Below are 17,843 nucleotides of genomic sequence, written 5' to 3' on the forward strand. Positions count from 1 at the left end.
CGCCGCGGGCGGACCCATGCGGCCCGCCCCCGGGGCACCGATGCGCCGTCGACGGCGCGTCGATGACGGCGTCTCGATGAGGCGTCGCTCAGATGCGCTCGAAGATCGCCGCGATGCCCTGGCCGCCGCCGATGCACATGGTCACCAGCGCGTAGCGGCCCTGCACGCGCTGCAGTTCATGCAGCGCCTTGACCGTGATGATGGCGCCGGTGGCGCCGATCGGGTGGCCCAGGCCGATGCCGCTGCCGTTGGGGTTGACCTTGGCCGGGTCCAGCTTCAGTTCGCGGGTCACGGCGCACGCCTGCGCGGCGAAGGCCTCGTTGGCCTCGATCACGTCGAGTTGATCCACCGTCAGGCCGGCGCGCTTGAGCGCGGCCTGCGTGGCCGGCACGGGACCGATGCCCATGATGGTCGGATCAACGCCCGCATGGGCGTATGCCACCAGGCGCGCCAGCGGCTTGACGCCGCGCTTGGCCGCCACCGAGGCGTTCATCAGCACCAGCGCGCCGGCGCCGTCGTTCAGCCCCGAAGCATTGCCGGCGGTGACGGTGCCGTTTTCCTTCTGGAATACCGGCTTGAGCGCGGCCAGGCTGTCGGCCGTGACATCGCGGCGCACGTGCTCGTCGGTGTCGAACACCACTTCGCCCTTGCGGGTCTTCTGCACGATCGGCACGATCTGGTCGCGGAAATAGCCGGTCTCGATGGCGTTGGCGGCGCGACGGTGCGATTCGGCGGCCAGCGCGTCCTGGTCCTGGCGGCTGACGCCGAACCGGGCCGCGACGTTCTCGGCGGTCACGCCCATGTGCATGCGGCCGAACGGATCCGACAACGCGCCGGTCATCATGTCCTGCATCACGCTGTCGCCCATGCGCGCGCCCCAGCGCTGCGCCGGCGCGATGTAGGGCGCGCGGCTCATGCTCTCGGCGCCCGCGCCGATGGCGATCTCGGCGTCGCCCAGCAGGATGGTCTGCGCCGCCGAGACGATGGCCTGCAGTCCCGAGCCGCACAGGCGGTTGACGTTGAAGGCCGGCGTCTCCTTGGCAATGCCCGCGTTCATCGCGGCCACGCGCGACAGGTACATGTCGCGCGGTTCCGTATTGATGACGTGGCCCACGGCGACGTGGCCGACCTCGTCGCCCTTGACGCCCGCGCGCTCCAACGCCGCCTTGATGACCGAGGCGCCCAGATCGCAGGGCGGCACGTCTTTCAGCGCGCCGCCAAAGTCGCCGATGGCGGTACGGACGGCGGACGCGACGATGACTTCATTCATGATGTTTCCTCCTGGTTATCTGTCCATCATACTCGCGCGCCCGGCGCCTCCCGCCGCCCCTCGGCGCGCCCTTCTCGCCAGGCGAAAGTCGCCTTGCCGGCGCCGTAGAAAAACCCCGCGCTCCCCGGGCAATCCCTAATCGCGACCACAATTGACAGCGCTGTCATTTTTGCAGACACTAGCTTCGCCGGTATCTGCCGGTCAACGAAAAACAAGCCGCGACGGCCCTCGGCACGGGCGGCATCAGGAGACAAAGTCATGGCAATACCTCCCTGCCTCGCGGCAGCGGCAGGGACCGGCGTGCACCTGCGGCCCCTGCGTTTCCCGTCCCACCCCGCGCGATCCAACCGCTGGCTGCCCTGGCTGCTGATGAGCGGCCTGCTGTCGGCCGCCGGCGCGGCCCGGGCCTACGACCTGCAGACCAGCCCCTACCTGCTGGGCGACTGGGGCGGCCTGCGCACCCGCCTGGCCGAAAGCGGCGTGACGCTGAATCTGGGCTACACCGGCGAGGCCGCCCACAACTTCAGCGGCGGCCAGGACAAACTGACGCGCTACACCGACCAGTGGGTCATCGGCGCCACGCTGGATCTGGACAAGCTGCTCGGCTGGCATGGCGGCACGTTCCAGATGACCATTACCGACCGCAACGGCCGCAACCTGGGCGCCGACGCGGGCATCGGCAACAACATGCTGATCCAGGAGGTCTACGGCCGCGGCCAGACCTGGCACATGACGCAGTTCTGGTTGAACCAGGCCTTCCTGGACAACCGGGTGCAGTGGAAGATCGGCCGCCTCACCGTGGGCGAGGACTTCGCCAGCTTTTCCTGCGACTTCCAGAACCTGACCTTCTGCGGCTCGCAGCCCGGCAACCTGGTGGGCAGCTACTGGGTCAACTGGCCGACCAGCCAGTGGGCCACGCGCCTGAAGGTCAACACGTCCGAGCAGACCTACGTGCAGGCAGGCGTCTACCAGGTCAATCCGAACTACGTGGACGACGGCTATGCGCGCCGCCACGGCCTGTCGCTGGACAATCCCGACGGCACCACCGGCGCCCTGATCCCGCTCGAAGTCGGCTGGCTGCCGGCCTGGAACGGCCTGCCCGGTTCGTACAAGTTCGGCGCCTGGTACAACACCTCCGACGGCAAGGATCTGTACCAGGACATCAACCACGCGCCGCGCGGCCAGACCGGGCTCGCGCCGCGGGAACGCAACGGCCAGTACGGCTTCTACATCAACTTCGAGCAGCAGGTCAGCGGCGCCGCCGGCGGCCGCGGCGCCTCGGTGTTCCTGAACGTGTCGCAGGCCGACCGCGCCACCGCCGCGCAGGATCACCAGATCGCGCTCGGGCTGCAGTACAAAGGACCGTTCGGCCTGGCGCGCGACGTCATCGGCGTGGCGATCGGCGCGACCCACAACAACGGCCGCTATGCCGACTACGCGCGCCAGCAGGACCAGCGCCTGGGCACCAGCACCAAGGTGGGCGACGGCTACGAGTACGTGGCCGAGGCCTACTACAGTTGGTCGCCGATCCCGTCCGTTTACCTGCGCCCCAATCTGCAGTACATCAGGCATCCTGGCGGCACCAGCGCCAACCACGACGCCTTCATCGCAGGCTTGAAGACCGGCATCACATTCTGAGCGCGACGCGCCACTAGGAGACCGACATGACCCCATTCTTTCGCCGCCTGGCCTGCGCGCTGGCCCTGCCCGCGGCGCTGCTCGCCAGCCCCGCCGTCCACGCCAGCAAGGACGCGCCGGTGATCGGCTTTTCCATCGACGACTTGCGGGTCGAACGCTGGACCCGCGACCGCAACTATTTCGTCGAGGCCGCCACCGCGCTGGGCGCCAAGGTCAACGTGCAATCGGCCAACGCCAGCGAATCGCGCCAGATCGCCCAGGTCGAGAACCTGATCGCCGAGGGCGTGGACGCGCTGGTCATCGTGCCGTTCAATTCCAAGGTGCTGGGCAGCGCCATCGCCAAGGCGCACCGCAACGGCATCAAGGTGATCGCCTACGACCGCCTGATCCTTGGCGCGCCGCTGGACGGCTACGTGTCGTTCGACAACATCAAGGTGGGCGAAATGCAGGCCCAGGGCATGGTCGAGGCCGTGCCCAAGGGCCGCTACTACCTGCTGGGCGGCGCCTCGACCGACAACAACTCGCGCATGTTCCGCGAGGGCCAGATGAACGTGCTCAAGCCGCTGGTCGCCAAGGGCGACATCACCATCGTCGGCGAGCAATGGACGCCCGAATGGGATCCGTCCAAGGCCCAGACCATCATCGAGAACGCCCTGAACGCCAACGACAACGACATCCAGGCCATCGTCGCCTCCAACGACGGCACCGCCGGCGGTGCGATCCAGGCGCTGACGAGCCAGAAGCTGGCGGGCAAGGTCGCGGTATCCGGCCAGGACGCCGACCTGGCCGGCGTGCGCCGGGTGGCGGCGGGCACGCAGACCATGACGGTCTACAAGCCGATCAAGGCCATCGCCGAGGCGGCCGCGCAGATGGCGGTCAACCTGGTGCAGGGCAAGACGCCCGCTTTCAACGCCAAGCTCGACAACGGCAAGGGCGAGGTCAACGCCCTCCTCATCAAGCCCACGCTGGTCACGCGCGACAATCTGGATATCCTGGTCAAGGACGGGTTCTATACGGCAGACCAGATCGCGGGCAAGTAGCCGGGAGGCGCACCATGGACCAACAGCAACCGCTGTTCGAAATGCGCGGCATCGTCAAGGAATTCGCCGGCGTGCGCGCGCTCTCGGGCGTCAGCCTGAGCGTGCGGCCCGGCGAATGCCTCGGACTGTGCGGCGAAAACGGCGCCGGCAAATCGACCCTGATGAAGGTGCTGTCGGGGGTCTACCCCCACGGCAGCTACCAGGGCCAGATCCTGTGGCAAGGGCGCGAGCTGCGCGCACGCTCGACCCGGGACAGCGAGGAAGCCGGCATTGTCATCCTGCACCAGGAACTGATGCTGGTGCAGCAACTGAGCGTCACCGAGAACATCTTCCTGGGCAACGAAATGCGCCTGCCGGGCGGACGCATGGACTACCCGTCCATGCACCGCCGCGCCGCCGAGCTGCTGGCCCGGCTCAAGCTCACCGATGTCAACGTGGCCGCGCCCGTCATGAACTACGGCAACGGCCACCAGCAGTTGTTCGAGATCGCCAAGGCGCTGGCCAAGGAAGCGCGCCTGCTGATCTTCGACGAGCCGACCTCCTCGCTCAGCGCCAGGGAGATCGAGGTGCTGCTGGCCATCATCGAAGACCTCAAGCGCGCCGGCGTGGCCTGCATCTACATCTCGCACAAGCTCGACGAGGTCAAGCGCCTCTGTGACACCATCACCGTGATCCGCGACGGCCAGCACATCGCCACCCAGCCGGCGGACGCGCTCGACGAAGACAGCATCATCGGCCTGATGGTGGGACGCGCGCTCGAATCGCGCTTTCCGCGCACCGAACGCCAACCGGGCACGGTGGTGCTGCAAGCGCGCGGCGTGACCTGCTGGGACGTCACCAATCCGCGGCGCAAGCGGGTCGACGACGTCGCGCTGCAGGTGCGCGCCGGCGAGATCCTCGGCATCGCCGGCCTGGTGGGCGCGGGCCGCACCGAACTGGTCTTGGCCATCTACGGCGCCTACGCCGGCCGCTACCAGGCGCGGGTGCAGGTGGCCGGCCGCCCGGTGCGCATCACATCCCCGGCCGACGCCATCGCGCACGGCCTGTGCCTGGTGCCCGAGGACCGCAAGCGCCACGGCATCGTGCCGCTGATGAGCGTGGCCGAGAACATCACGCTGGCCAGCCTGGCCGACCATGCCCGCGCCACGCGGGTGGATGGCGATTCGGAACTGGCCACGGTCGAGCGCGAAATCGCGCGCCTGCGCATCAAGACGGCCAGCCCCGGCCTGCCGGTCGCCAGCCTGTCAGGCGGCAACCAGCAGAAAGTGGTGCTGGCGAAGATGGCGCTCAGGCAACCCAAAGTCCTGATCCTGGACGAACCGACGCGCGGCGTCGACATCGGCGCCAAGTACGACATCTACAAGATGATCTTCGATCTCGCCGACCGCGGCGTGGCCATCATCATGGTGTCGTCGGAACTGCCGGAGATCCTCGGCATGAGCGATCGCGTGCTGGTCATGAATGCCGGCCGCATCGCGGCAGACTTTCCCATCCAGGGCCTGACGCCGGAACGCGTGCTCGCCGCCGCCCTCAACACCGACCCGCTGCGGCACGCCGCCTGAACGCCATGACCCAGATACTCGCCTCCTCCTCTTCAGAACCGCGCCGGCGCGGCGGACATCCGCCGCTGCGGCAACTGTTCGCGCGCCACAAGCTGCTGGCCATGCTGCTGGCGCTCGCCCTGATCTGGCTGTTCTTCTGGCACCAGACCCATGGCAGCTTCCTGCGGCCCAACAGCATCTCCAACCTGCTGCTGCAGATGTCGGTGACCGGCATGCTGGCCTGCGGCATGGTGCTGGTCATCATCGCCGGCGAGATCGACCTGTCGGTCGGCTCGCTGCTCGGGCTGCTCGGCGGCCTGGTCGCCATCCTGACGGTCAACCTGGGCTGGAACACCTGGTTGTCGGTCGCCGTGGTGCTGGCGGCCGGCGCCGCGCTCGGCCTGGTCAATGGCTCTCTCACGACCCGGCTGCGGGTGCCGTCGTTCATCGTCGGCCTGGGCGGCATGCTGGCCTATCGCGGCCTGCTGCAGTTGAGCACCGACAGCGTCACCATCGCGCCCGTGCCCGACGACCTGGGCGCCATCGCCCAGGCGTTCGTGCCGCCCGCCCTGTCCTGGCTGTTCGCCGCGTTGATCGTCGCGCTGACCTGCGGCCTGACGCTGGCGCGCCGGCGGCGCCATCGCCGCCTGGGCCTGGCCGTGGCGCCGCGCTGGATCGACGCGCTGCGCATCGGCGCCATCACCGCCACCGCCGTCGGCTTCGTCCTGGTGCTGAACGAGGCCCACGGCGTGCCGCTGCCGGTGCTGATCCTGCTGGCCCTGCTGGGCGCGTTCTCGTGGATCGCCACGCAGACCGTGTTCGGCCGCCACGTCTACGCGGTTGGCGGCAACGTCGAGGCCAGCCGCCTGTCCGGCGTCAACGTCCAGCGCGTCAAGCTGATGGTGTTCATGCTGATGGGGTTGATGTGCGCGTTCGCCGGCATTGTCACCACCGCGCGTTCGGCGGCCGGCTCGCCGTCGGCCGGCGTGGGCGGCGAACTCGACGCGATCGCCGCCTGCTTCATCGGCGGCACCTCGATGCGCGGCGGCTCCGGCACGGTGTACGGCGCGCTGATCGGCGCGCTGGTCATGGCCAGCCTGGACAACGGCATGCAGCAGATGAACGTCGACACCTCCTGGCAGATGATCGTCAAGGGCGCCGTGCTGGTGCTGGCGGTGTGGATCGACGTGGCGACGAGGTCCGAACGTGCATAACGACATCCTTTCCCGCGTACCCGGCGCCTGCGTGCTCGCCGTCGGCACCTATACCGAAATCCTGCCCCACGTGCAGGGCCGCGGCCAGGGCATCCACCTGCTCGCGTTCGATGGCGCGACGGCATCGTTCCGGCAACGCCAGGTGCTGTCCGGCCCGGTCAACCCCTCCTATTTATGCGCGACGGCCGGCCGCCTCTACAGCGTCAGCGAACAGGAGCAGGACGCGGCGCTGGAGGTTTTCGCGATCGAGGACGGCGCCGCGGCCCTGCGCCCCATCGGGCGCGTCGCCATACCCGGCGCCGCGCCCTGCCACGTCAGCATCAACCGGGCGGCGCGGCAACTGTACGTGTCGAACTACGGCTCCGGCGAACTGCTGTGCTACGCCCTCGACGCCGACGGCCTGCCAAGCGCCGCGCCCCAGGTCATCACGCGAAGCGGCTCCGGGCCGCGCGCCGACCGCCAGGAAGGTCCGCACGTGCATTACGCGGCCCCCGGGGCCGACGGCACGCGGGTCTACCTCTGCGATCTGGGCACCGACACGATTGCCTGCCACCGCGTCCTGCCCGACGGCCTGGAGGCCATGCCGATACGCCAATGGCGCACGCCGCCCGGCGCCGGACCGCGCCATCTCGTGCTGGCGGCCGGCGACACGCTGGCGGTGGTGGTGGAAGAACTGTCCAACACCCTGGCGCTGTACGCGCTGGACGGCGCCGGCAACGCGCTGGCCTGCGCCTGCATCCGCGCGGCGACCTGCTGTATGCCGCCAACCGGGGCCACGACAGCATCGCGGTCTTCCGGCTGCGCCGCGCGGCGCCGTGGCTCGAACCGCTCGGTTTCATCGCCGTCGGTGGCCGCACGCCGCGCGACATCGCCTTCACGCCCGATGGCGAATTCCTGCTGCTGGCCGCCCAGGACGATCACCTCCTTCGCGCCGTGCGCATCGATCCGGCCACCGGCCTGGCGCAGTCGCACGGCGCCCCCTACCCGCTGCGCTCTCCCGCCTGCCTGTGCCCTCTGCCTTGAACCGGAAACATCCACCGTGACCTCTACCCTGCCCCCCGCCCGCATCATCGTCACCGGCGCCACCGGCCAGCTCGGCCGCAAGGCCCTGGCCATCCTGGCGCGCCAGCCTTGGTGCGAGCACCTGACCGGCATCGACCTGCAGGCGGACGCCAGCGTCTTCAGCCCGGAGCTGCGCGACCGCCTGACCCTGGTGGCCGCCGACCTGCAACGGCCCGATCCCGGCTGGACCCGCCACTTCGCCGGCGCCGACGCGGTATTGCACCTGGCGGCACGCCACTCGACGCCCGACGCCAGTTGGGAAGAGGCGCTGGGCTCTTACGACATGACGCTGAACGTCCTGACGGCCGCCGCCACGCAGGGCGTGCGCCGGCTGCTATTCTCGTCATCGAATCACGCCATGGGCGGCTACAAGGACCTGCCGCTGGCCGCCACGATCGGGCCGGGCAAGCTCACCGCGCGCACGGAGCCCGCGCCCGGCACCCGCTGGTTCGACGGCGAGCGCGAGGTGCATTCGCTGGCCTACGGCACCTCGAAGGTGATGGGCGAGCGGCTGTGCCGCGCCTTTTCCGCCGTCACGCACGGCAAGCTGTCCACCGTGATCGCGCGCATCGGCTGGATTCTGCCGGACGACAACGATCCGCGCGACATGACCTATTCCGGCGTGGCGCATCGGCGCGCGCCGGCGCCCCCCGCGCGGGACGAGCCGGCCCGCCGCGCGCTGGCGTGGTTCCACGATATGTGGTTGTCCAATGGGGATTTCGAACGGCTGTTGCTTGCCGCGCTGACCGCGGATGCGTCGAACTGGCCGGACGGCAGCGTCACCGTCAACGGCGTGTCGGCCAACCAGGGCAGCGCCTGGGACGTGGCCGAGGCCCGCGACAGCATTGGTTACGCGCCGCAGGATGACGTGCAGAAGCGCCTGCGCTGAGCGCCCGCGCGCCGGGCTCAGCCGGGCGAGCGGGTCGAATCGCGCACCACCAGCTCATAGCCGAGCGTGCGCACCCGCGCCTGCGGTTCGCGCGAGGCCAACTGCTCGACCGCCGCGTAGGCCATCTCGCGGATGGGCTGGCGCAGCGTGGTCAGCTTGGGCCAGGTCTGGCGTGACAGCGGCGTATCGTCGTAGCCCGCGACCGACAACTCTTGCGGCACCTTGAGGCCGCGCGCGTGCGCCGTGTAGAGCACGCCGGCCGCCATGTCGTCATTGGCCGCGAAGATCGCGGTCGGGCGCTGCGCGCGATCCAGCAGACGCTGGCCGCACTGCATCCCCGAATCGAACGAATGCAGGCCCTGCTCCACCAGCGCCGGATCGTAGGCCACACCCAGCTCCGCCAGCGCATCGCGGTAGCCATGCAGGCGCTCGCCCACCGCGCCGTGGTCGGGATGCCCGGCCACGAAGCCGATCCGGCGATGGCCCAGGCCGAGCAGGTAACGGGTCATGTCGCGCGCCGCGGCGCGATCGTCGGTGCTGACTTCCAGCCCCCGGGCGCTGGGCGAACCCGGCGCCAGCCGCACGTAGGGCACGTCGCCATGGTCCAACGCCTCGATCAGCGCGCGCACGTCGGACAACGGCGGCGTCAGCACCAGCCCGGCGCAGGCGTGCTGCCGCGCCGCCTGCACGATCTGCGCCGCCAGGTCGGGCGCGCGATAGTCGCAGGGATGCAGCAGCAGGCTGTAGAAATAGCGCTTGCAGGCGTCGAGCGCGCCGTGCTGGATGTTGATCAGGTAGTTGTCGCTGGGGTTGTCGTAGACCAGCATGATCAGATCCGAGCGCTTGCTGGCCAGCCGGCGGGCCGAGGGATTGGGCTGGTACTTCAGCAACTCGATCGCGGCCATGACCTTGGCGCGCGTCTTCTCGCTGGTGTTCGGCTCGTTGTTCAGCACCCGCGAGACGGTCTTGATCGACACGCCCGCTTGGGCCGCCACGTCATCGACGGTGACGGATCCCCTGTCCTTGCCGGTCGCCATGCCGGGGCCCCGCTCAGCGGCCCGCGGCCTTGGCGCTCAGGCCGTTGGCCACGCCCATGTCGGTCTTGGGCACGTCGCGGATCAGCACCCGCACGTCTTCGCCCGAAATGCCGATGCTGTCGCAGACGGCCTGGTTCAGCGCCGCGATCAGCGCCGACTTCTTGGCTTCGTCACGGCCCTCGATCAGCGCCGCGTCGACGCGCGCCATGGCCTTGCCGATTTCGCCCGCCACGATGACGTGTTCGGCCGGGATTTCCTGCAGCACGATGCGCACGCTGGACAGCGGCGCGGCAATGCTTTCCACGACCGCCTGCGAGGCCGCCTTCAGCAACGTGGTCTTCTGGGCGGCCGAATGGCCCTGCATGATCTGGACATTCAAGATTGGCATGACGGATTCCGATATTCCGAATAGTGGCACGCCGGCAGTCGGCGCCGGCCAGCCATCATATCCGGACTGGCCCGAGGCGCAAGCCTGGCCGCGCCGGAATCGGCTCGTCATGACGGGCGGCACCCGCCGCCCGCCTTGCCTGACGGCAAGCGGGGCCTCAGGCCGCCTCGCCTCGCGGCGCCGGTTGCGGCTGGCCCTGCAATTCGGCCTGCGCCGCCAGGCCGTCCTCCGCAGGCGTCTCGGCGGACGGGTCCGTCGGCGCCGTCTCGGCCAGCACCGGCGTAACCAGCTCGACCACCTTCTTGCGCGACAGCATGCCGATGAACTCGTCGTTCTCGCCCGTCACCGCCACCGGCTGGTCGCTGTGCACCAGTTGCGCCAGCACCTCGCCCAGGCCCGCCGTGGCCGGCACCGAGGCCAGGTCCTCGACGAAGCGCGACACGTCGCGCCCGCCCTCGCGCACGGCCTGCTCGGCCGCGACCAGCGTCAGCACGCCAGCCAGCCGCTTGCCGTCCAGCACCGGCGCGTATTCGTAGTTGAGCGCGCGCATGCGGTCCACCGCGTGGGCCGGACGCGACCGCATGGTCAGCGTCAGGCGCGCCGGGTTCACCGCATGGGTCGCGTTCAGCACCTTGGTGCGGTTCACGTCCTGCAGGAACGACTGCACGTAATCGTTGGCCGGGTTCAACAGGATGTCTTCCGGCGTGCCTTCCTGCACCAGCTCGCCGTCCTTCAGGATGGCGATGCGGTTGCCCAGGCGCAACGCCTCGTCCAGGTCATGGGTGATGAAGACAATGGTCTTGTTGAGCTTGGATTGCAGTTGCAGCAACTGGTCCTGCATTTCGCGACGGATCAGCGGATCGAGCGCCGAGAAGGCCTCGTCCATCAGCAGGATCTCCGCGTCGGTGGCGAGCGCGCGCGCCAGGCCGACGCGCTGCTGCATGCCGCCCGACAACTGGTGCGGATACTGCTGTTCGAAGCCCGACAGGCCGACCTGCTCCAGCCATTCGCGGGCGCGCTGCTCGCGCTCGGCGCGGCCCACGCCCTGCACGGCCAGGCCGTAGGCGGCGTTGTCCAGCACGGTGCGGTGCGGGAACAGGCCGAAGCGCTGGAACACCATGCTCATCTTCTTCTGGCGGAAGGTCTCCAGGTCGCGCTTGTTCAGGCTGACCACGTCGACGCCGTCGACCAGGATGTGGCCCGCGCTGGGCTCGATCAGGCGGTTGAAGTGGCGGATCAGCGTCGACTTGCCGGAACCCGACAGGCCCATGATGACGTAGATGCTGCCCTCTTCGATCGACAGGCTGATGTCGCGCAGGCCCAGCGTGTGGCCGCTTTCGGCCAGCAGCGCTTCCTTGCTCATGCCGCCCTGGGCGGCTTCCAGCCATTTCTTCGGATGCGGCCCGAAAATCTTGTAGATGTTCTTGACTTCGATCTTGCTCATCGCTGGCCTCCCATGCGCATGCGCTGTCCATACGATTGCGTGATCCGGTCGAACAGCACGGCCAGCACCACGATGCCCAGGCCCGCCAGCAGGCCGCGGCCCACTTCCAGGCGGTTGATCCCGAGCAGCACTTCATACCCCAGGCCGCGCGCGCCGATCATGGAGGCGATCACCACCATCGACAGCGCCATCATCGTGGTCTGGTTGATGCCGGCCATGATGTTGGGCAAGGCCAGCGGCAACTGAACGCCGAACAACTGCTGGCGCGGATTGGCGCCGAAGGCGCGCGACGCTTCCAGCACCTCGCGGTCGACCAGGCGGATGCCCAGGTCGGTCAGGCGGATCAGCGGCGGCACGGCGTAGATCACGGTGGCGATGATGGCCGGGATCTTGCCCAGGCCGAACAGCATCACGACCGGAATCAGGTACACGAAGCTGGGCATGGTCTGCATCACATCCAGCACCGGCAGCATGATCGAGCGCAGCCAGTTGACGCGCGCCATCAGCACGCCCAGCGGAATGCCGATGATCACCGACAGCCCCGCCGCCATGATCATCAGCGCCAGCGTCTGCATGCCGGCGTCCCACAGGCCGAGCACGCCGATCACGCACAGCAGCGCGCCCATGGCCAGGCTCAGGCCGATGCGACGGCTGACCAGCCAGGCGATGACGATGGTGACGCCGACCACGGCCCACCAGGGCGAGCTGCGCAGCACCTGCTCCAGCCACACCAGGGCGTGCAGCACGGGCTGGGACAGCGTCTCCAGGGTATCGGCGTAATTGGTGACCAGATGATCGACGAATCCGTCGATGGCCCCGCGCACCTGACGCGCGGGAATAATTTCAGGAAACATGTTTTTGACTCCATTTCAGCGCGTTCGCCACGCGCCGCGCCGTGCGCCAGCACGGCATCCGGCACGGAGGCCGGCGGCGGCGCCCCTCGCGGGGAGCGGCCGTCGGCAAGGGCGAAACACGCTTACAGTCCGGCGCGGGAGCAATACCTCCCGCGCATTGCCCGCATGGCGGGCAGTCCGCCTGCCGGAGGGCTTTTTCCCCTTGGGGTCATCCCAAGGGGAAAAAGTCCAACCCGGCGGGCCGTCCCGGCAAGCCGGAGCGGCCCGCCGCCGGAAAGGCGGCGCGGGTTACAGCGCGCTTTGCACGCGCCCGGCGACGTCGGCGGGGACCCACTTGGTCCAGACGTCGGGCTTGTTCTTCAGGAACCACTTGGCCACGGCGCCGGACTCGTCGCCGGTTTCCTCCATGTGGGCCAGGGTCTCGTTCATCACGGGCAGCGGCACCGAGACCTTCGACAGGAACTCGGTCAGCACCGGCGCTTCCTGCGAGAACTTGGTGTTCACCGCGGTGAAGACGGGATTGTCGGGATAGGCGCTGGCCTCGGGCTTGGCGCACTTGGGCGACGTCAGGCACTTGTGCTTGTCGGCGTCGTAGGGCGGCATTTCCAGCTTGACCAGGTCCATGGCGCCCACCAGCGGCGTGGGCGACCAGTAGTAGAAGACCACGTTCTGCTTGCGCTTGTAGGCCGACATCAGGGCCGCCTTCTGCGCCGCGCCGGTGCCCGGCGAGTACAGCGTGTAGGTGTCGTCCAGCTTGAGGGCGTGGAACAGGTTGGTGCTGGTGACTTCGCAACCCCAGCCCGCCGGGCAGCCGTAGAAACGGCCCTTGCCGGGTTCCTCGGGGTCCTTGAACTTGTCCTTGAACTTCGGCAGGTCGGCCGCGGACTTCAGCTCGGGCAGGCGCTCGGCGGTGTAGCGCGGGATGTACCAGGCCTCGCCGCCCATGTAGAGATCGCCGATCCGTTTGACGCGGCCGGTCTTTTCGGCGCGTTCCCAGGGGTCGGCGACGCTGTTCAGCCAGATCTCGGTGTTGATGTCCAGGTCACCGCGCTCGAGCGCGGCCAGGGCCGGCAGGGTCTCGGTAGGCAGGGTTTCGGTCTTGCAACCGTAGCCCTTTTCCATGATGAAACGTTCGACATCGACCAGGACCAGATTGGATTCCCAGTTCATGGCGCCGAAGTTGATCGGACGCTTGAGTTCGCATTGCGGCGCATCGGCGGCTTGGGCCGAACCGGCGAAGGCGAACAAGATGGCCGCGGCGGCCAGGGTCTTGACGGGGGTGAAACGCATTGGCTTTTGCCTCCATAGGTTCAGGGACACGGCGGCGCTGGTCCGGCCGTGCCATGGAGCTAAGGGGGTTGTGCGGAAGACGGGCAGAACCGCCAATACAAACCGACACTAGCAACAAGAGGATCCGCAGGGTGCGGGGTCTTGCAAGACAGGAGCCTCGAAAAACGGAGTTTTCGAGAACCCACAGATAGTGAACAAACTGAAAGAAGAAGCCAGCATCTTAACCGAAATTAATGCATAGCCCAAGCCCACACCTGAACGAATCAGATACATTCACGCCGAAAAGCGTTCGGAAAAACCCTTATTCCCAAGAGGCGATTCCCCGTTTTCCCCTGGGGAATCGCCTCTCGAAAACATAGATACATTTAGTTAATATTTTGTTCTTATAAATACATTTGACGCTTCCAAAACCCGGTTTCAGGGCCTTGGATCGGCGTCCCGGTACATGTAATCGCGCCGCCACGGGTAGGCCAGGTCGGGCGGATTGTCGAGCTCGTCCGGACGCCCCGTGGCCGGGTATTGGCCCAAGATCTGGTGCAACGCGATCCAGCCGTGCTCGAAGCCCATGGCGCAACCCGCCAGGTAGAGACGATAGGCGCGCAGCGAACGCTCGCCCTGCTCGCCGCCCAGGATCCGGGCGGCCTCGGCCAGGTTGGCCTCGAGCGCGTCGCTCCACGCCCACAGGGTTCGGGCATAGTGCGGCCGCAGATTCTCCACGTCCACCTCTTCCAGGCCGCCGTTGGTCATGGCCTCCATGACAACGCTGATGTGGGTCAGCTCGCCGCCGGGGAAGATGTACTTCTCGATGAATTCGCCCATGCCGCTGCCCAGTTCGGCGTTGTAGACGCCGGCCGCGGTGATGCCATGGTTCATGATCAGCCCGCCCGGCTTGAGCAGCCGGCGCAGCTTGGCGAAGTAGCCTTCCAACTGGGCCCGGCCGACGTGCTCGAACATGCCGACCGAGGCGATCTTGTCATAGGGCGTGGCCTCGTCGAGCTTGCGATAGTCCAGCAGCTCCACCCGCACGCGGCCGCCCAGGCCCTTTTCCTGGATCAGCCGGGTGACGTGCGCGTGCTGGTTGCGCGACAACGTGATACCGGTGGCGTCCACGCCGTAGTGCTCGGCGGCCCACAGCAGCAGCCCACCCCAGCCCGCGCCCACATCGAGGAATCGCTCGCCCGGCCGCAGCCGCAGCTTGCGGCAGATGTGGTCGAGCTTGGCTTCCTGGGCCTGGGCCAGGTTCATGCCCGGCTCGCGGTAGTAGGCGCAGGAATAGACCCGGCGCGGATCGAGCCACAAGGCGTAGAAATCGTCGGACAGGTCGTAATGGAATTCGATCTGGCGGGCATCGCGCTCCATCGAGTGGCGCCACACCGACATCACCTTGCGCACCAGCTCGGTCAGCCAGCCGCCGCGCGCCGCGTCCACCGGCGAACCCGGCAACAGCGCCGCGGCCGCGGCCATCACGTCGCGCATCGAACCTTCGATATCGATGCGGCCCTCGACGTAGTCCTGCCCCAGCACGCCCACGGCGCCCTCGGCCAGGTGAGCCAGCGCGGTCTTGTCATGCGTCACGAACCGCACCCGGGGATCCGGCGGCCCGACCACGGTGCCATCGGGCAGCACCAACTGGACAGTGACGGGCAAAGCCTGGAGCTTGCGTTCCACAACAGACAGCAAAGGACTCACAGCATCTCCTCTGGAATACGTACGGACACGGACAGACTGTATCGGAAATCACTTGCAATTTGCGTGTAAGGCGACGCGTGATACAGTCATCGGCTTGGTGCAAAACGCGCAATGCCGCGCGACGCACCCTGTCAATTGCGCGATCCCGTCGCGATCCACATGCCCCCTACCCATTCTTCCCGCGGCGCGCTGCCGGGCTGGCTCATCCTCATGGGCGCGCTGACGGCGATCGGTCCTTTCGCCATCGACATGTACCTGCCGGCGTTCCCGACGATCGCCGCCAACCTCGGCGTGCCGCGCGGCGATGTCGAGCGCACGCTGGCCGCCTACCTGATCGGCCTGGCGCTGGCGCAGGTGTTCTATGGTCCGATGGCCGACCGCTTCGGCCGCAAGCCGCCGCTGCTGGTGGGCCTGGCGCTATTCATGATCGCGTCGCTGGGCTGCGCCCTGGCCGGCTCCGTCGAGGCGCTGACCGGCTGGCGCGTGGTGCAGGCGATGGGCGGCGCGGCCGGCATCGTGATCCCGCGCGCCGTCATCCGCGACCATTACGAAACCCACGAAGCGGCGCGCGCCATGTCGCTGCTGATGCTGATCATGGGTCTCGCGCCGATCCTCGCCCCGCTGGCCGGCGGGCAATTGCTGGGCATCGCCAGCTGGCGCAGCCTGTTCTGGGTGATGCTGACCGGCGGCGCCATGCTGATGACGGCCGTCGTGCTCATCATGAAGGAATCGCTGGCGCCCGAACGGGTGGTGCCGCTGCGCTGGCACACCATCTTGCAGAACTATCGCGCGCTGTTCGCGCACCGCGGGTTCATGGCGCACAGCCTGGCCGGCGGCTTCGGCCAGGCCGGCATGTTCGCCTACATCATCGGCTCGCCGCGGGTGTTCATCGAACTATACGGCGTCGACCCCAAGTATTACGGCCTGCTGTTCGGCACCAACGCGCTGTCGCTCATCGTCTGCTCGCAGATCAGCGCCCGCCTGCTGCGCACCTATACCCCGCGCCAACTGCAGCGCCGCGCCCTGACCGCGCTGGCCTGCGCCAGCCTGGCGGCGGTGGCGCTGACGCTGGGGGGCTGGATGACGCTGCCGCTGTTGATGGCCTGCCTGATCTGCTACATGGGCAGCCAGGGCTTCGTCAATCCCAACTCGGCGGCGCTGGCGCTGTCGGATCAGGGCAAGCGCCTGGGCGCGGCGTCGGCGCTATTGGGGACGCTTCAACTGTCGTGCGGCGCGCTGGCCGGTTTCGCCGTCAGCGCCTGGCAGACCGACAGCGCCCTGCCCCTGACGACCACGCTGGCGACCTGCGCCTGCCTGTCCTGGCTGTCGGGACGCGTGGCGCAATCGCACCCGGCCTGAGCGCAGGGACATAACGCCGCCGGCACGGGGACGGAAGCCCGCCCGCGCCGCGCAGCGGAATATGCCTGCCGAAATCGAGCCCGACGGGCGCCGCCCGCGGCGCCCGTCGCGGCTAGAGCGCCACGCTTTTCCATGTGTCGCCGCCTCGACACTTGATTTTCCTGGATTTTTCGTATTAGAATCTACGTCTTCACATGAAGTTTCCCGTGCTGGACTACTATGCTTTGTAGTTCAACACTCTGACCCCCAAGCGCATTTTTTTGCGGATGGCAGGCAGCGGGTATAAGCACTGGGCGGGATTCCAAAGATTCCCCCCTCATCCACTAAGACTGGGTGGCCGGCAAGATGGCAAGACCTCGTGGCAAGACCACGACGATCCCAGCCTCTGATATTTCTTAGCCCGGCGGCTAAAACCCTGTCTCCCCCCGGCGATGCGCAAGAATAAATGAGGTGCATCCATGGCACGCGTATGCCAAGTGACCGGCAAAGGCCCGATGGTGGGCAACAACGTTTCGCACGCGAACAACAAGACCAAGCGTCGCTTCCTGCCCAACCTGCAATCGCGCCGGTTCTGGGTTGAAAGCGAAAACCGCTGGGTGCGTCTGCGCGTCTCGGCCAAGGCCATCCGCACGATCGACAAGAACGGCATCGACGCCGTGCTGGCCGACCTGCGTGCCCGCGGCGAACTGGCCTAATCGGCCCCCCGCCAATCTGACATACTAGGAGCACGACATGGCCAAAGGTATCCGCGAAAAGATCAAGCTCGAGTCGACTGCCGGCACGGGTCATTTCTACACGACCACCAAGAACAAGCGCAACATGCCCGAGAAGATGCTGATCAAGAAGTTTGATCCGGTCGCTCGCAAGCACGTTGACTACAAGGAAACCAAGCTGAAGTAATTCAGCCGGTCTCCGGAAAGTCGAAAAGGCCCTGCTTTCGCGGGGCTTTTTTCATTGATGGGCCCTGCATGACGGGGCCTTTTTCATTGGCGCGCCGGCCAGACGCACCGGACGCAAACCATTGGGGTCCGCCTGCAGGCCCGCGGCGGGCCATTTTTCCTGGCGCCAGGCAGGCGAGCATGCTTCAATTGGGCCGAACCGAACCCGTGTCCGACACGGCCCGGCCTG

General features: G+C 67.7%; 15 protein-coding genes and 1 pseudogene. 9 read left to right on the forward strand and 7 right to left on the reverse strand.

The features are described from left to right. Positions 1-88: 88 nt before the first annotated feature. Positions 89-1,270 (reverse strand): beta-ketothiolase BktB, encoded by a 1,182-nt coding sequence (gene bktB, locus ACUDCK_RS20990; protein WP_175166550.1) that lies wholly within the window; start codon positions 1,268-1,270, stop codon positions 89-91. 369 nt (positions 1,271-1,639) lie between these two features. Here bktB and ACUDCK_RS20995 point away from each other — a divergent pair, with 369 nt between their 5' ends. The 6 genes and pseudogenes from ACUDCK_RS20995 (at position 1,640) to ACUDCK_RS21020 (ending at position 8,654) form a co-directional block, all read left to right on the forward strand. Then, positions 1,640-2,908, forward strand: a complete 1,269-nt coding sequence (locus ACUDCK_RS20995) for a carbohydrate porin (protein WP_175166941.1) — start codon at positions 1,640-1,642, stop codon at positions 2,906-2,908. A gap of 26 nt (positions 2,909-2,934) precedes the next feature. Next, positions 2,935-3,948, forward strand: a complete 1,014-nt coding sequence (xylF, locus tag ACUDCK_RS21000; protein ID WP_116792142.1) for a D-xylose ABC transporter substrate-binding protein — start codon at positions 2,935-2,937, stop codon at positions 3,946-3,948. A 14-nt stretch (positions 3,949-3,962) separates the two neighbouring features. Beyond that, positions 3,963-5,510: a xylose ABC transporter ATP-binding protein gene (locus ACUDCK_RS21005; protein ID WP_175166549.1), complete on the forward strand. Its 1,548-nt coding sequence runs from the start codon at positions 3,963-3,965 to the stop codon at positions 5,508-5,510. A gap of 5 nt (positions 5,511-5,515) precedes the next feature. After that, positions 5,516-6,703, forward strand: coding sequence for a sugar ABC transporter permease (locus ACUDCK_RS21010; RefSeq protein WP_175166548.1), 1,188 nt, complete (start codon positions 5,516-5,518; stop codon positions 6,701-6,703). A 70-nt stretch (positions 6,704-6,773) separates the two neighbouring features. After that, positions 6,774-7,726: pseudogene (locus ACUDCK_RS21015) on the forward strand (lactonase family protein). A gap of 16 nt (positions 7,727-7,742) precedes the next feature. After that, on the forward strand, positions 7,743-8,654 hold the full coding sequence (locus tag ACUDCK_RS21020; RefSeq protein WP_054503249.1) for an NAD-dependent epimerase/dehydratase family protein: 912 nt from the start codon (positions 7,743-7,745) through the stop codon (positions 8,652-8,654). 17 nt (positions 8,655-8,671) lie between these two features. On the opposite strand, the gene ACUDCK_RS21025 is transcribed toward ACUDCK_RS21020, so the two are convergent. From ACUDCK_RS21025 to ACUDCK_RS21050, 6 genes are all read right to left on the reverse strand, one after another. Continuing rightward, positions 8,672-9,691, reverse strand: a complete 1,020-nt coding sequence (locus tag ACUDCK_RS21025; RefSeq protein ID WP_054503250.1) for a LacI family DNA-binding transcriptional regulator — start codon at positions 9,689-9,691, stop codon at positions 8,672-8,674. 13 nt (positions 9,692-9,704) lie between these two features. After that, entirely contained in the window at positions 9,705-10,079 is a 375-nt protein-coding gene (locus ACUDCK_RS21030; RefSeq protein ID WP_054503251.1) for a tautomerase family protein, read from the reverse strand. A 157-nt stretch (positions 10,080-10,236) separates the two neighbouring features. Next, positions 10,237-11,523 (reverse strand): quaternary amine ABC transporter ATP-binding protein, encoded by a 1,287-nt coding sequence (locus tag ACUDCK_RS21035; protein ID WP_116792145.1) that lies wholly within the window; start codon positions 11,521-11,523, stop codon positions 10,237-10,239. Then, positions 11,520-12,377 (reverse strand): ABC transporter permease, encoded by an 858-nt coding sequence (locus ACUDCK_RS21040; RefSeq protein ID WP_049072699.1) that lies wholly within the window; start codon positions 12,375-12,377, stop codon positions 11,520-11,522. The genes ACUDCK_RS21035 and ACUDCK_RS21040 overlap by 4 nt, the downstream gene beginning before the upstream one ends. 288 nt (positions 12,378-12,665) lie before the next feature. Beyond that, on the reverse strand, positions 12,666-13,667 hold the full coding sequence (locus ACUDCK_RS21045; RefSeq protein WP_054438691.1) for an ABC transporter substrate-binding protein: 1,002 nt from the start codon (positions 13,665-13,667) through the stop codon (positions 12,666-12,668). 417 nt (positions 13,668-14,084) lie between these two features. Then, on the reverse strand, positions 14,085-15,356 hold the full coding sequence (locus ACUDCK_RS21050; protein ID WP_155755469.1) for a class I SAM-dependent methyltransferase: 1,272 nt from the start codon (positions 15,354-15,356) through the stop codon (positions 14,085-14,087). Between the two features lie 210 nt (positions 15,357-15,566). Here ACUDCK_RS21050 and ACUDCK_RS21055 point away from each other — a divergent pair, with 210 nt between their 5' ends. The 3 genes from ACUDCK_RS21055 (at position 15,567) to rpmG (ending at position 17,615) form a co-directional block, all read left to right on the forward strand. Continuing rightward, the gene (locus ACUDCK_RS21055; protein WP_054503254.1) at positions 15,567-16,715 is read left to right on the forward strand and encodes a Bcr/CflA family multidrug efflux MFS transporter; all 1,149 of its coding nucleotides are present in this window, start codon (positions 15,567-15,569) and stop codon (positions 16,713-16,715) included. Positions 16,716-17,173: 458 nt separating this feature from the next. After that, positions 17,174-17,410 carry a 50S ribosomal protein L28 gene (gene rpmB, locus ACUDCK_RS21060; protein WP_054503255.1) on the forward strand — a complete coding sequence of 79 codons (237 nt, stop codon included), beginning with the start codon at positions 17,174-17,176 and terminating at the stop codon, positions 17,408-17,410. 37 nt (positions 17,411-17,447) lie between these two features. Continuing rightward, positions 17,448-17,615, forward strand: a complete 168-nt coding sequence (rpmG, locus tag ACUDCK_RS21065) for a 50S ribosomal protein L33 (RefSeq protein ID WP_003810296.1) — start codon at positions 17,448-17,450, stop codon at positions 17,613-17,615. Positions 17,616-17,843 lie beyond the last annotated feature (228 nt).

The organism is Achromobacter sp. CF-sbj1-Ac2-l (assembly GCF_052698165.1).